General features: G+C 60.8%; 13 protein-coding genes. 6 read left to right on the top strand and 7 right to left on the bottom strand.

Features of this window, described 5'->3' with window-relative positions:
• Positions 1 to 144: 144 nt before the first annotated feature.
• Both glpT and glpQ read left to right on the top strand, forming a co-directional pair.
• Positions 145 to 1500, top strand: a complete 1356-nt coding sequence (glpT, locus tag ACJ8J5_RS18295; RefSeq protein WP_025304883.1) for a glycerol-3-phosphate transporter — start codon at positions 145 to 147, stop codon at positions 1498 to 1500.
• Positions 1501 to 1582: 82 nt separating this feature from the next.
• Positions 1583 to 2662 carry a glycerophosphodiester phosphodiesterase gene (glpQ, locus tag ACJ8J5_RS18290; protein WP_073533177.1) on the top strand — a complete coding sequence of 360 codons (1080 nt, stop codon included), beginning with the start codon at positions 1583 to 1585 and terminating at the stop codon, positions 2660 to 2662.
• 54 nt (positions 2663 to 2716) lie between these two features.
• Here the strand turns inward: glpQ and yigL are convergent, their stop codons facing one another.
• Both yigL and pldB read right to left on the bottom strand, forming a co-directional pair.
• Entirely contained in the window at positions 2717 to 3514 is a 798-nt protein-coding gene (gene yigL, locus ACJ8J5_RS18285; RefSeq protein ID WP_025304881.1) for a sugar/pyridoxal phosphate phosphatase YigL, read from the bottom strand.
• Positions 3515 to 3518: 4 nt separating this feature from the next.
• Positions 3519 to 4562: a lysophospholipase L2 gene (pldB, locus tag ACJ8J5_RS18280; protein WP_043142212.1), complete on the bottom strand. Its 1044-nt coding sequence runs from the start codon at positions 4560 to 4562 to the stop codon at positions 3519 to 3521.
• Positions 4563 to 4709: 147 nt separating this feature from the next.
• On the opposite strand from pldB, the gene rhtB reads away from it, so the two are divergent.
• Positions 4710 to 5330, top strand: coding sequence for a homoserine/homoserine lactone efflux protein (gene rhtB, locus ACJ8J5_RS18275; RefSeq protein WP_060434791.1), 621 nt, complete (start codon positions 4710 to 4712; stop codon positions 5328 to 5330).
• Positions 5331 to 5378: 48 nt separating this feature from the next.
• On the opposite strand, the gene rhtC is transcribed toward rhtB, so the two are convergent.
• From rhtC to pldA, 3 genes are read right to left on the bottom strand one after another with little or no spacing between them, the layout of a single operon-like run.
• Complete coding sequence (gene rhtC / locus ACJ8J5_RS18270) at positions 5379 to 5999, bottom strand: threonine export protein RhtC (RefSeq protein ID WP_049203601.1); 621 nt, start codon at positions 5997 to 5999, stop codon at positions 5379 to 5381.
• 12 nt (positions 6000 to 6011) lie between these two features.
• Positions 6012 to 7844, bottom strand: coding sequence for an ATP-dependent DNA helicase RecQ (gene recQ / locus ACJ8J5_RS18265; protein ID WP_142591276.1), 1833 nt, complete (start codon positions 7842 to 7844; stop codon positions 6012 to 6014).
• A 43-nt stretch (positions 7845 to 7887) separates the two neighbouring features.
• Positions 7888 to 8766 carry a phospholipase A gene (gene pldA / locus ACJ8J5_RS18260; RefSeq protein WP_025304877.1) on the bottom strand — a complete coding sequence of 293 codons (879 nt, stop codon included), beginning with the start codon at positions 8764 to 8766 and terminating at the stop codon, positions 7888 to 7890.
• 203 nt (positions 8767 to 8969) lie between these two features.
• On the opposite strand from pldA, the gene ACJ8J5_RS18255 reads away from it, so the two are divergent.
• Both ACJ8J5_RS18255 and rarD read left to right on the top strand, forming a co-directional pair.
• Positions 8970 to 9440 carry a thioesterase family protein gene (locus tag ACJ8J5_RS18255; RefSeq protein WP_173889840.1) on the top strand — a complete coding sequence of 157 codons (471 nt, stop codon included), beginning with the start codon at positions 8970 to 8972 and terminating at the stop codon, positions 9438 to 9440.
• A 66-nt stretch (positions 9441 to 9506) separates the two neighbouring features.
• Positions 9507 to 10394, top strand: coding sequence for an EamA family transporter RarD (gene rarD / locus ACJ8J5_RS18250; protein WP_025304876.1), 888 nt, complete (start codon positions 9507 to 9509; stop codon positions 10392 to 10394).
• 16 nt (positions 10395 to 10410) lie between these two features.
• Here rarD and corA read toward each other — a convergent pair whose 3' ends face one another.
• Positions 10411 to 11361, bottom strand: coding sequence for a magnesium/cobalt transporter CorA (gene corA, locus ACJ8J5_RS18245; RefSeq protein ID WP_004934262.1), 951 nt, complete (start codon positions 11359 to 11361; stop codon positions 10411 to 10413).
• 444 nt (positions 11362 to 11805) lie between these two features.
• On the opposite strand from corA, the gene ACJ8J5_RS18240 reads away from it, so the two are divergent.
• A complete protein-coding gene (locus ACJ8J5_RS18240; RefSeq protein WP_004934257.1) occupies positions 11806 to 12279 on the top strand; it encodes a WbuC family cupin fold metalloprotein in 474 nt (157 codons plus the stop codon).
• 45 nt (positions 12280 to 12324) lie between these two features.
• Here ACJ8J5_RS18240 and uvrD read toward each other — a convergent pair whose 3' ends face one another.
• On the bottom strand, positions 12325 to 14487 hold the full coding sequence (gene uvrD, locus ACJ8J5_RS18235; protein ID WP_025304874.1) for a DNA helicase II: 2163 nt from the start codon (positions 14485 to 14487) through the stop codon (positions 12325 to 12327).
• Positions 14488 to 14509: the final 22 nt, after the last annotated feature.

Below are 14509 nucleotides of genomic sequence, written 5' to 3'. Positions count from 1 at the left end.
TCGTCACAGCGACACCAGGCGTATTTGATGACAATGGCGCTCGTTATGGAACACAAAAACACCACATTCGATATCCGCTCAATCATCAAATGAACGTAAAAGGTCATATTGATGTGATAACAGATAAAGCCATCGGAGGCGCTCATGTTGAGTATTTTTAAGCCAGCCGCACACATCGCCCGTGTGCCGAGCGATAAGGTAGATCCGCTCTACCGTAAGCTGCGCTGGCAAATTTTCCTGGGGATCTTCTTCGGTTACGCCGCCTACTATCTGGTGCGTAAGAACTTCACCCTGGCCATGCCTTACCTGATCGAACAAGGCTTCAGCCGCGGCGACCTCGGCTTCGCGCTGTCGGGCATCTCTATCGCCTACGGCTTCTCCAAATTCATCATGGGTTCGGTTTCCGACCGTTCCAACCCGCGAGTATTCCTGCCTGCCGGCCTGATCCTGGCGGCGGCGGTGATGTTGTTCATGGGCTTCGTACCGTGGGCAACTTCCAGCATCGCGGTGATGTTCGTTCTGCTGTTCCTGTGCGGCTGGTTCCAGGGCATGGGTTGGCCGCCGTGCGGCCGCACCATGGTGCACTGGTGGTCGCAGAAAGAACGCGGCGGCATCGTCTCCATCTGGAACTGCGCCCACAACGTGGGTGGCGGCCTGCCGCCGCTGCTGTTCCTGCTGGGCATGGCCTGGTTCAACGACTGGCACGCGGCGCTGTACATGCCGGCCTTCGGCGCCATCCTGGTGGCCCTGATCGCCTTCGCCCTGATGCGCGATACCCCGCAATCCTGCGGCCTGCCGCCGATTGAAGAGTACAAAAACGACTACCCGGACGACTACAGCGAAAAAGACGAAGAAGAGCTGACCGCCAAGCAGATCTTCATGCAGTACATCCTGCCGAACAAGCTGTTGTGGTACATCGCGGTCGCCAACGTGTTCGTCTACCTGCTGCGTTACGGCATTCTGGACTGGTCACCGACCTACCTGAAAGAAGTGAAGCACTTCGCGCTGGACAAGTCTTCCTGGGCCTACTTCCTGTATGAATACGCCGGTATCCCGGGCACCCTGCTGTGCGGCTGGATGTCGGACAAAGTGTTCAAAGGCAACCGCGGCGCCACCGGCGTGTTCTTCATGACGCTGGTGACCATCGCCACCGTGGTGTTCTGGATGAACCCGGCCGGTAACCCGACCGTGGACATGATCTGTATGCTGGTCATCGGCTTCCTGATCTACGGCCCGGTGATGCTGATCGGCCTGCACGCGCTGGAGCTGGCGCCGAAGAAAGCCGCCGGCACCGCCGCGGGCTTCACCGGCCTGTTCGGCTACCTGGGCGGCTCGGTTGCGGCCAGCGCCATCGTCGGTTACACCGTAGACTTCTTCGGTTGGGACGGCGGCTTCATGGTGATGATCGGCGGCGGCGTGCTGGCGGTTATCCTGCTGCTGCTGACCATGCTGAACGAGAAGAAACACCACGCGGAAATCGCTGCCGGCAAGCGCGGCTAACCGTCACACGACTTTTGCATGATTTAAAGGCCGCCCTGCGGCCTTTTTACTACCCTGCCCCCAACAACACGGAGAAAACGGAATGCGGACTCAAGTCAAAGCCCTGCTGACAGGGATCATTCTCGCCACCTCAATGGTCAGCGCCGCCCAGGCGGCGGACAAAGTGGTGATCGCCCACCGCGGCGCCAGCGGCTACCTGCCGGAACACACTCTGCCGGCGAAGGCAATGGCCTACGCGCAGGGCGCCGATTACCTCGAACAAGATCTGGTGATGACCAAAGACAACGAGCTGGTGGTGCTGCACGACCATTACCTCGATCGCGTCACCGACGTCGCCGAACGCTTCCCGGACCGCGCGCGTAAAGACGGCCGTTATTACGCCATCGACTTTACGCTGGCGGAGATCAAATCGCTGAAGTTTACCGAAGGCTTTGACATCGAAAACGGCAAGAAGGTACAGGGCTACCCAGGCCGCTTCCCGATGGGCAAATCCGACTTCCGCGTCCACACCTTCCAGGAAGAGATCGAGTTCGTACAGGGTCTGAACCATTCGACCGGCAAAAACATCGGCATCTATCCTGAAATCAAAGCGCCTTGGTTCCACAAGCAGGAAGGCAAAGACATCTCCAGCAAAGTGCTGGCGGTGCTCAAGCAGTACGGTTACACCGGCAAGAACGACAACGTCTACCTGCAGTGCTTCGACGCCAACGAACTCAAACGCATCAAGAACGAGCTGGAGCCGAAGCTGGGCATGGATCTGAAGCTGGTTCAGCTGATCGCCTACAACGACTGGCAGGAAACCTACGAGCAGAAAGCCGACGGCAAGTGGGTGGAATACGACTATGACTGGATGTTCAAACCGGGCGCGATGAAGAAAATCGCTCAGTATGCCGACGGCATCGGGCCGGACTACCACATGCTGGTGGTGGCGGATCAATCCAAGCCGGGCCACATCGTGCTGACCGACATGGTGAAAGAAGCGCACGCCAGCAAGCTGGCGGTGCATCCGTTCACCATCCGCGCCGATGCGCTGCCGAAGTACGTGACCGACGTGAACCAACTGTATGACGTGATTTACAACCAGGCCGGCGTCGACGGCGTGTTCACCGACTTCCCGGACAAGGGCGTGCAGTTCCTGCAGAAGCAGGGCCAGCACAAGTAATGCCAAGGGCGCCGCAAGGCGCCCTTGTTATTTCAGAGAAACGGCCTGGTTATTTCAGAGGAACATCTTGCGCAGGTAGTGCGGCACCGCGTTATCGACATTGGAGCCGATCACTTCCAGCTCCGGCAGCATATCCTTCAGGCGCTGATGCGCGTCGCGCATGATGCAGCCCTTGCCGGCCATCGACAGCATCTCCAGATCGTTCATACCGTCGCCGAAGGCGATGCACTCTTGCAGCGTATAGCCGATGATCTTGGCCACTTCTTCCAGCGCATGCCCTTTCGACACGCCGCCCGCCATCACTTCCAGACAGGTCGGGAACGAGAAGCTGACGTTGACCCGATCGCCCCAGCGCGCGTTGATGGCGTCTTCCACCTGCAGCAACCGCTCATGATCTTCACAGGTAAAGTAAACCTTGCAGACGCCGTCGGTTTCCAGCAGGCCCGGCTCAAACAGCTGATATTTGAATACCGACTCCTGGAAGAACTCTTCCTGCTCCGGGCTTTCGCGGTTGATGAACCAGTCATCGTTACGGTAGACGTTGGTGGTTATCTCCGGATCGTCGTGCAGCATGCCGTACAGATCGCGGGCGATATCCTCGTCCAGGTTGTGGCTGAAGATCAGCTCGCCGGCCGTGTTGTGCACCCGCGCGCCGTTGGAGGTGATCATAAAGGCGCTGATCTCCAGACTGTCGCGGATCTGCGCCACGTCGATGTGGTGGCGGCCGGTGGCGAACACGAAATGCACGCCGCGCTGGGTCAGCAACTTCAGCGTTTCTTTGGCGTACGGCGACAGGGTATGGTCGGGAGACAGCAGCGTGCCATCTAAATCGGAAGCGACGACGTGATACATAGCGTTATGTTCTAACCTCTGATGGAGTTGTCGGCGGCAGCGCGCCACCTAAGTGTTGAGCAAAGAAGCGCAGGATTGCGTTCAGTGCTTCGGCGCGCATCGCGTCCCGCTCGAACAGGATCTCATGGCGTGCGCCGTTGATAACCCACGGAAGCCCCCCTTCGCAAGGGCGCCCCGCGTCTGACAGAGCCTGACAAAAAGCCTGGTGCGAACGGTTGTCAACCACCCGTTCCTCACCGGCTTGCAAAAGCAACAGCGGCGTTGTTATCTCCCCGGCCTGCGCGATAATCTGCCGGCCGGCGCGGATGCTCTCCCGCACCCAATGGTAGGTCGGTCCGCCCACCTGCAGCTCGGGGTAATCGGCGTAATAGCGCAGGCTACGCCGGTAGCGTTCGCGGCTGTGGGTCAACACGTTGACCACATAAGGCAGCGGCCGCCACTGGCCGGTGCCCACCGCGTAGTAGTCGCGGATCGCCGGACGGGTCTCCGCCCAGTCGAGGATGCGGTCGGCCAGCCAGCCCGGCATCGGCAACTGGATGCCGAACATCGGCGCGCAAAACGCCGCCGCATCGAACGCCTGCGGCCGGCGTTGCAGGAACTGCGCCAGGATCGCGCCGCCCATCGAATGCGCCAGCGCGAAGCGCTGCCGGTAACCGCGCGACTCGACTTCGCGCTGCCAAAGCTGCTCGAAATCGTCCACGTAGTCGGCGAAGTTTACCACATGACCGCGGTGCGTATCCGCCAGTAAACGCCCGGAACGCCCTTGGCCGCGATGATCGACGATCACCACGTCGTAACCGCAGTGGAACAGATCGTAGGCCACCTCGGGGTATTTCACGTAGCTTTCGATGCGGCCGGGGCTGACCACCACCACGCGCTGATGCCGCGCGGAACTGAAACGCACAAAGCGGATCGGCACGCCGTCCACGCCGCTGAACTCGCCTTCTTCGCGCTGCCGCCAGAAATCCAGCAGCGGCCCGGTGGCGAAGGCAGCGAACTGCGTTTCACGCGTTAACCAGTCATCGGAGCTGAGAGTGAACGAGGTCATCGAGAGCGTTTTCCCTGTGGAGCCGGCGGAAAATGTGACCGCTGGCACAAGAAATCATACTAGCGTATTGTGATTCAATTCTGACAAAAAACGGCGCCGCCTCGGCGCATTGTGGCACAAAACGACACTTTCAGGGAGCCGAGAACCATGACCTTGGACTGGTGGTTAACCTACCTGCTGACCACGCTTATCCTTAGCCTGTCCCCTGGATCCGGCGCCATCAACACCATGAGCACCGGCATCAGCCACGGCTATCGCGGCGCCGCCGCGTCAATCGCCGGGCTGCAGGTCGGGTTGAGCGCGCACATCGTGCTGGTGGGCATCGGTCTCGGCGCGCTGATTTCTCAATCATTGCTGGCGTTCGAACTGCTGAAATGGTTGGGCGCAGCCTACCTGGTGTGGCTCGGCATCCAGCAATGGCGCGCCGCCGGCGCGCTGGATCTGCATGCGCTGGCGGGCAGCATGCCGCGCCGCCGTCTGTTCCGCCGCGCGGTGCTGGTCAACCTGACCAACCCGAAAAGCATCGTGTTCCTCGCCGCGCTGTTCCCGCAGTTCATCTTGCCCAATCAACCGCAGGCCGAGCAGTACCTGGTGCTCGGCGTCACCACCGTGGTGGTGGATATTCTGGTGATGATCGGTTACGCCACCCTGGCGACGCGCATCGCCGGCTGGCTGAAAACGCCGCGCCAGATGCAGCTGCTTAACCGGGTGTTCGGTTCACTGTTCATTCTGGTGGCGGGGCTGCTGGCGACCGCCCGCAAAGCCTGACAAAAAAGGCCGGGCATCGCTGCTCGGCCTTGGGCATCTCACCGCCGGTCAGCGGGTAAAGATCAGGTGTAACCCGAAGCCGGTGAACAGCACGCCCGCCACCCCGTCGATCCACTTGGCCAACCGCTGATAGCCGCGGCGCATCGCCGGCAGCGCGAACACCACCGCCACCAGGCTGAACCAGACGAAGGTCTCGGCGACGATCAGCAGGAACAGTCCCCAGCGCGCGCCGGCGCCGACGCTGTCACCGACGAACAGCGAGAACACGCTGCCGAAATAGATCACCGCTTTCGGGTTGGACAGGTTGGTCAGGAAGCCGCGAATAAAGCTGCGCCCGGCCTTCGGCAACGCCACCTGGGCCTCCGCCGCCGGAGCAGCTTGCTGCGCCCGCGCGGAACGCAGCAGTTGCCACCCCATCCAGCACAGGTAAATGCCGCCGCCGACCATGATGACCTGATGCAGCCAGGCCATCTTCTGCAGGATCAGATGCAGCCCCATCAACGCCACGCCGGCCCAAACCACGATGCCGAGCGAAATGCCGACCACGCCCATCATCGCCTCACGGCGCGAACGGCTGGCGGCGGTTTGCGACACGAAAAAGAAGTCCGGCCCCGGGCTCATCAGCGCAATCAGATGCACCAGCGCCACGGTGAGAAACAGCATCAGCATGATTTATCGCCCTCAGTCTTCATCATTGTCGAGATGGTCGCGGATCATCGCCATAAAGGGCGCGCCGAAACGCTCCAGTTTGCGCTGGCCGACGCCGTTGACGCTCAGCAGATCGCCGGCCTTGATCGGCATCTGCTCGGCCATTTCCAGCAGCGTGGCGTCGTTGAACACCACGTAGGGCGGAATGTTTTCTTCGTCGGCGATCGATTTGCGCAGTTTGCGCAGCTTGGCGAACAGCTTGCGATCGTAATTGCCGCCGTAGGATTTCTGGTTGGTGCTGCTGCGCGACTTCAGGCTCTGAATACGCGGCACCGCCAGCTGCAGCGCCACCTCGCCGCGCAACACCGGACGCGCCGCCTCGGTCAATTGCAGCGCCGAGTGCATGGCGATGTTCTGGGTGATAAAGCCCAGGTGGATCAGCTGACGCAGCACGCTGGTCCAGTGTTCGGTGGTTTGATCGCGGCCGATGCCGTACACCGGCAGCTTGTCGTGACCGTATTCACGAATGCGTTGGTTGTTGGAGCCGCGCAGCACTTCCACGATGTACCCGAGGCCAAAGCGCTGGCCGACGCGGTACACGCAGGACAGCGCCTTGCGCGCGTCCTCCAGCCCGTCGTAGCGCTTGGGCGGATCGAGGCAGATGTCGCAGTTGCCGCAGTTCTCGTGCTTGCCTTCGCCGAAGTAGTTGAGCAGCACCAGGCGACGGCAGGTTTGCGCCTCGGCGAAAGCGCCCATGGCGTTCAGCTTGTGGCGTTCGATGTCCAGCTGTTGCCCGGCGGGTTTCTCCTCCAGGCAGCGGCGCAGCCAGGCCATGTCGGCCGGATCGTACAGCAGGATGGCTTCGGCCGGCAGGCCGTCGCGCCCGGCGCGGCCGGTCTCCTGATAATAGGATTCGATATTGCGCGGGATGTCGAAATGCACCACGAAGCGCACGTTGGGTTTGTTGATGCCCATGCCGAAGGCGACGGTGGCCACCACCACCTGCAGATCGTCGCGCTGGAACGCTTCCTGCACCTGCGCGCGGCGATCGTTGTCCAGCCCGGCGTGGTAGGCACCGACGCTCAGCCCGCGGCTTTGCAGGCGCGCAGCGGTGTCTTCCACCTTGGCGCGGCTGTTGCAATAGATAATGCCGCTCTTGCCGCGCTGATCCTGCACGAAGCGCCACAGCTGGTCGAGCGGTTTGAATTTTTCCACCAGCGTGTAGCGGATGTTCGGCCGGTCGAAGCTACTGACCTGCACCAGCGGATCCTGCAGCGACAGCAGACGCACGATATCGCCGCGGGTGGACTCGTCGGCGGTGGCGGTCAACGCGATCACCGGCATCGACGGGAAGCGCTGTTTCAGCTGGCCCAGCGCGCGATATTCCGGCCGGAAGTCATGGCCCCACTGCGAGATGCAGTGCGCCTCATCCACCGCCAGCATTGCCGGTGGGCAGTGGTCGAGCAGGTTGAGGAAGCTTTCCATCATCAGCCGTTCCGGCGCGATGTACAGCATCTTGATGTTACCGTTGCGGCAACCGGCCATGACGTCCAGCTGCTCCTCGCGGGTTTGCGTCGAGTTATAGCAGGCGGCGGAAACGCCGTAGGCCAACAGTTGGTCGACCTGGTCCTTCATCAGCGAGATCAGAGGGGAAACGACCAGCGTCAGGCCGTCCATCACCAGCGCCGGGATTTGGTAGCACAACGACTTGCCGCCGCCGGTCGGCATCACCACCAGGCAATCCTGCCCGCCGATCGCGGCGTTGATAATCGTTTGCTGCCCCGGACGGAATTGCTGGTAGCCAAAGGTATCGCGCAATACCTGCTCGGCCAGCAACTCTCTGTTAATCACTGCTGCGGTTGACACACACTTCCCCATTTTTTCATCGGTACACACCCAGCGGGTATGATTACATAATATCGTTCAGCATGACACCAACGCCCACCCGTGTCTGCCGGAAGTTATAGTCGATCAGCGATTCGCCGTAGCCGCTGAATACCTGGGTATAGAAACGCACGTTGCGGGTGATCGGATAGCTCCAGCCCAGCTCCGCGCCGCCGTAGCCGCTGTTCCAGTTATAGTGGCTGTCGACGCTGAACACGCTGTCGCCCCAGGCGTAACCGACCTTCAACCGGTAGTATCCCATGTATTTGGTGATGTCCGGGTTGTCGTCGTTGCTCGAGCTCTCCGAGAAGCGGAACCAGGGCTTGAGATCCACCTGCCAGTTGCCGTTTTGCGCCATCAGCCGCGCATAGCCGCGATTCCAGCTGCGCGACGTCGGATCCGAGCGGCCGTTAGATTGATGGTTCACGCCGATTTCAACATCGCGCAGCGTCCAACCGGCAAAACGGTAATCGGTCGCCCACCCCACGAACAGCTGCGGCTCGTAGTTGGTTTCGCGGAACGGCGAAGACTCGCCGCGGTTGGACAATTGCCACCAGGAGCGCTGAGTATAAGACGCGCCGAGCACCGAGTTGTCGCCGGCAATGCCCCGCCACAGCGGAAACGCCAGGCTAAGTTGGTATTTCACCTCGTCCTTGCGCGCCTTGTCGCCCCAGTTGTACGTCTTGATGGCCTCTTTGTTGATATCACTGGTGTCGGTGTACAGCAGATAATTGGGATCGTAAGGATACAGCGTGAACGGATTCTCGTGCTCCTGCAGCAGGTTGGCGATAATGCTGCCGCGCACCGCCGGCTTATCGTGAATCTGCTGCTCTTTGGCTTCCTCAGCCAATGCCAGCGCCGGCATCAGCAGCGTGGCGGAAACGATCCCTGACAAAATGCGCATAACCTCTCCTCACTCCAACGAAAAAGGGCAAGCCCGGAAAAAATCAGGCCATTTTACACACAAAGGGCGTTTTACCGCAGCGCAGGCCGGTTTTATTGGAATAGTCTGGAAAGCAACAAAGGTTAAGCATAAAATCAACATCTCATTAACCTGGACTGACCAGTTAGCTCCCTTAAAACGCAAAAGAAAAATGGAAACCCGCTATGTCGACCACACCACTGACCCTGGAAGCCGCCCGCCGCAAGATCGGCGAAATCTTTGTCTACCACATGCCGTTCAACCGCGAGCTTGGCCTGGAGCTGCGCCGCTTCGACGATGACTACGTCGAGCTGAGCTTCACCAACCAGCGCAAGCTGGTGGGCAACGCCGCACAGGAAATTCTGCACGGCGGCGTGATCGCCGCGGTGCTCGACGTCGCCGCCGGGCTGGCTTGCGCCGGCGGCGTGCTGACGCGCCTGGAGCCGCTGATCGAAGAAGAGATCGCCGCCAAGCTGTCGCGCATGGGCACCATCGATCTGCGCGTCGACTATCTGCGCCCCGGCCGCGGTGAACACTTCGTCGCCTCCGCCAACGTGCTGCGCAGCGGCAACAAGGTCGCCGTGGCGCGCGTAGAACTGCATAACCACGACGGCCTGCATATCGCGACCGCCACCGCCACCTATCTGGTCGGCTGATGATTGTGTGCGGTGAGCGTCTTCAGTACACTCACCGCATCTTAAGTTCCCCACCAGAGTGACGTCATGGACGCAAAGCAAACGCGTCAGGGCATTTTCTTCGCCCTGGCCGCCTATTTTATGTGGGGCATTGCCCCGGCCTATTTCAAACTGATCCAGCAAGTGTCCGCGGACGAGATCCTCACCCACCGGATCATCTGGTCGTTTTTCTTCATGCTGGCGCTGATCACGCTGGGCCGCAACTGGCCTAAAGTGCGCGCCGCCTGCCAAAACCGCAAACGACTGCTGCTGCTGGCGGTCACCGCGCTGTTGATCGGCGGCAACTGGCTGCTGTTCATCTGGGCGGTGAACAATCACCATATGCTGGAAGCCAGCCTGGGCTACTTCATCAACCCGCTGGTTAACGTGCTGCTGGGGATGCTGTTTCTCGGCGAGCGCTTTCGTCGCATGCAGTGGGTGGCGGTGGCGCTAGCATTCACCGGGGTACTGGTGCAGCTCTGGCAGTTCGGCTCGTTGCCGATCATCGGTCTGGGGCTGGCGTTCAGCTTCGCTTTCTACGGCCTGCTGCGCAAGAAAATCGCCATCGACGCCCAGACCGGCATGCTGATTGAGACGCTGTGGCTGCTGCCGGTGGCGGCCGCCTATCTGTTCCTGTTCGCCGACAGCCCCACCAGCCACCTTAGCGCCAACCCGTGGTCGCTGAACCTGCTGCTGGTCGCCGCCGGCATCGTCACCACCGTGCCGCTGCTGTGCTTCACCGCGGCGGCCACCCGGCTGCGCCTGTCGACGCTCGGTTTCTTCCAGTATCTCGGCCCGACGCTGATGTTCCTGCTGGCGGTCACCTTCTACGGTGAGACCATCGGCCAGGACAAGCTGGTGACCTTCGGCTTTATCTGGGCGGCGCTGATCCTGTTCACCCTCGATGCACTCTACACCCAACGCAAGCTGCGCTGAGCCCGGCGCCGCCGGGTTACAGCCAGTTCTTGCGCTTGAAGTACAGGTAAGGTGCCAGGCCGGCCAGGATCATCAGCGTGATGGCGCCCGGGTAGCCGAATGACCATTTCAGCTCCGGCATGAATTCGAAGTTCATGCCGTAGCTGGAAGCCACCAGCGTCGGCGGCAGGAACACCACCGACACCACCGAGAAGATCTTGATGATGCGGTTCTGCTCGATGTTGATGAAGCCCATCGCCGCCTGCATCAGGAAGTTCACCTTCTGGAACAGCGATTCGTTGTGCGGCAGCAGGGATTCGATGTCGCGCAGCACTTCACGCGCCTGCTCCAGCTGGCCGGTCGGCAGACGCGCCTTACGTACCAGGAAGTTGAGCGCGCGCTGGGTATCCATCAGGCACAAACGCACCTTCCAGCCGATATCTTCCAGCTCCGCCAGCGTCGACAACGCAGCATCGTATTCATCGCCCTGATGCCCTTCCATGATCACCCGGCTGAGCTGCTCCAGATCGCTGTAGATGTTTTCTATCTCGTCCGCCAGCTGTTCAATCTTGGTTTCAAACAGATCCAACAGCAGTTCGTAGGCGTTGCCTTCGAGCATGGTTTGGTTGCGGGCGCGCATGCGGTACAGACGAAACGCCGGCAGCTCACGCTCGCGCAGGGTATACAGGCGGCCGTCGCGAATGGTGAAGGCCACCGTGGAGTTGCCGGCGTGATCTTCCGCATCTTCAAAGTAGAAGAAGGAGTGGATATGCAGACCGTCTTCGTCTTCGAAGAAACGGGCGGAGGCTTCGATGTCGTCCAGTTCGGGACGCGTCGCCAAGCTTTGTCCCAGCTCATTCTGCACGCGCTCACGCTCGCCCTCTTCCGGCTCGACCAGATCAACCCACAGTGATGACGTGAGATCATCCGAGTCGTCCAGTTCCAGACGGGACAAGCGGCGGTTATCTAATTTAAAAGCGCTCAGCATGTGCCAAAACTCCGTGAAGGTAACGGGTGCGGACAACGCGTTGAAGCACAGAAACAGAGGGGATGCGTATCACCGATTGTTTCAGACCATGAAGAGATCTGACTCATAGCGACGCTTTGCGGGGTCGCCGACAACCACGAAGGCTATCAGCAAAAACGGAGAGCCTTAGAAGTTATACCTGCGGCGCAGGTCAGTGAGCCAGTATCTACTGGGTGTGTCCAAGGCGTCTGTCCTCAATGATAATAGTGCGCGCATGTTACGCCGAGAGGAAAAAGCCTGTCAACACGTTAGGCGGGATAATTGCGCAACAAATCATCACGATGATCAATGGTAAAAATGGCGCTTAAACCGTGCTGAAAAAGTCGCGGCGATCGCTTACCGCCACCAAGAATGTTGTTAAGATGACGTCACCCTAATGGTACGACAAGCATGCGGATTTAAATGATGAAACAGATTACCGCCCATGAACTGACCGCGATGAGCGAACAGGCCGCCAGCGTGGCCCGCCTGCGCGCGCACCGCACCTTACACGAAGAGTTGAGCGACCCGGTGCAACGCCTGGCGATCGCCATGGAGCCCGGCACCTATATCCGCCCGCATCGCCACCCGCAAACCTGGGAGCTGCTGACGCCGCTGCGCGGTCGTTTTGTGGTGCTGCAGTTCAACGATGACGGCGTCGTCACGCAGCGCACCCTGCTCGGCGAAGAAACCAAAGTGCTGGAGATGCCGGCATTTACCTGGCATGCGGTGCTGTCGGTCGATGCCGGCGGCGTGGTGTTCGAAGTGAAGCAGGGCCCGTATCAGGCGCTGACCGAAGAGGACTGCATGCCGTGGGCGCCGCAGGAAGGCGGCGAAGGCACCGAAGCGGTGATGCGCTGGTATGCCACCGCGCAAGTCGGCGATCGCTACCCTCACTGATGATGAACGATTGCAGGGGCCTGCCCCTGCAACTTCCCCCTCGCTTTATACCGTTTCCAGGCGAGCGTATGCCGCCACCAACCACTTGATGCCCTCGCCGGGGAAAGCGATCTGCAGCCGGCTGTGCTCGCCGCTGCCTTCCAGATTGACGATGGTGCCTTCGCCAAACTTGGGATGGCGCACGCGCTGGCCCAGCTTATAGCCGGTATCGTTCTCACTGATTGGCGTGCCCATGCGACGGTGATTGACCGGGCGCGATACGCTGGCGCGCAGGCGCACTTCTTCCACGCACTCTTCCGGCAGTTCGCCGATAAAGCGCGACGGCCGATGATAAACCTCTTTGCCGTACAGACGGCGCGTTTCCGCATAGGTCAGCGTCAGCTTCTGCATGGCGCGCGTTACGCCCACATAGGCCAGACGGCGCTCCTCTTCCAGGCGGCCGCCTTCATCCAGCGACATCTGGCTCGGGAACATGCCTTCTTCCATGCCGACGATAAACACCAGCGGGAATTCCAGCCCTTTGGCCGAGTGCAGGGTCATCAGCTGCACCGCATCCTGATAGGCGTCGGCCTGGCCTTCGCCCGCTTCCAGCGCCGCATGCGACAGGAACGCCTGCAGCGGCATCAGATCCTGATCTTCTTCCTGATAGCTGAACTGGCGCGTCGCCGTCACCAGTTCCTCAAGGTTTTCGATACGCGCCTGCCCCTTTTCGCCCTTTTCCTGCTCATACATGATGAACAACCCGGAATCGCGGATCACCCGGTCGGTCTGCACGTGCAGCGGCATATCGGCGGTTTCATGAGCCAGCGACTCCACCAGCTCGATGAAGCGCTGCAGCGCCGACGCGGCGCGGCCGGCCAGAACCTTGTCCTGCATCAGTTCGCGCGTCGCCTGCCACAACGTCAGTTGGCGATCGCGCGCCGCCTGGCGCACCACGTCGAGGGTGCGGTCGCCGATGCCGCGCGTCGGGGTGTTGACCACGCGCTCGAAGGCCGCGTCGTCGTTGCGGTTGGAGATCAGGCGCAGGTAAGCCAGCGCATCCTTGATTTCCTGACGTTCGAAGAAGCGTTGGCCGCCGTAGATGCGGTACGGCATCGCCGTCTGTAGCAGCGCCTCTTCCAGCACGCGCGACTGGGCGTTGCTGCGGTACAAGATGGCGCAGTCGTTCAGCGCGCCGCCGTTGTCTTGCCAGGTCTTGATGCGGTTGACCACGAAGCGCGCTTCGTCGAGTTCGTTGAAGGCGCAGTAGAGGGAAATCGGCTCGCCTTCGCCGCCTTCGGTCCACAGGTTTTTGCCCATGCGCCCGTCGTTGTTGGCGATCAGGGTGTTGGCCGCTTTCAGGATGTTGCTGGTGGAACGGTAGTTCTGCTCCAGGCGGATGGTTTCCGCGCCGGGGAAATCCTTCAGGAAGCGCTGGATGTTTTCCACCTGCGCGCCGCGCCAGCCGTAGATCGACTGGTCATCGTCGCCGACGATCATCACGTTGCTGTTGCCGCCCGCCAGCAGACGGATCCAGGCGTACTGGATGCTGTTGGTATCCTGGAATTCGTCCACCAGCACGTTGGTGAAACGCTCGCGGTAGTGGTTGAGGATATGCGGCTTGTTCAGCCACAGCTCGTGCGCGCGCAGCAGCAGCTCAGCGAAATCCACCAGCCCCGCGCGATCGCAGGCTTCCTGATAGGCCTGGTAGATGCGCAGCCAGGTGGCCTCCACCGGGTTGTTGTAGGTTTCGACGTGCTGCGGGCGCAGGCCCTCATCTTTCTTGCCGTTGATGTACCACATCGCCTGACGCGGCGGCCACTGCTTCTCGTCGACGTTCAGCGCCTTGATGATGCGCTTGAGCAGCCGCAGCTGGTCGTCGCTGTCGAGGATCTGGAAATCCTGCGGCAGGTTGGCTTCCAGATGATGAGCGCGCAGCAGGCGGTGCGCCAGACCGTGGAAAGTGCCGATCCACATGCCGCCCTGGCTGGTGCCGATCAGATGTTCGATACGGTGGCGCATTTCCGCCGCCGCCTTGTTGGTGAAGGTCACCGCCATGATCGAATACGGTGAGCAGTTCTCCACCGACAGCAGCCAGGCGATGCGATGCACCAGCACCCGCGTCTTGCCGCTGCCCGCTCCGGCCAGAACCAACAGGTTGCTGCGCGGCGCCGCCACGGCTTCACGTTGTTTTTCATTCAGGCTGTCGAGCAGATCGGAGACGTCCATAGGCACCACTAATGGTTAAGGG

It is taken from the genome of Serratia sp. CY43202, from assembly GCF_052168755.1.
Taxonomy (GTDB): Bacteria; Pseudomonadota; Gammaproteobacteria; order Enterobacterales; family Enterobacteriaceae; genus Serratia; species Serratia bockelmannii.
Note: the sequence above shows the minus strand (reverse complement) of the source record. Positions and strands in the feature narration are given on the sequence as shown.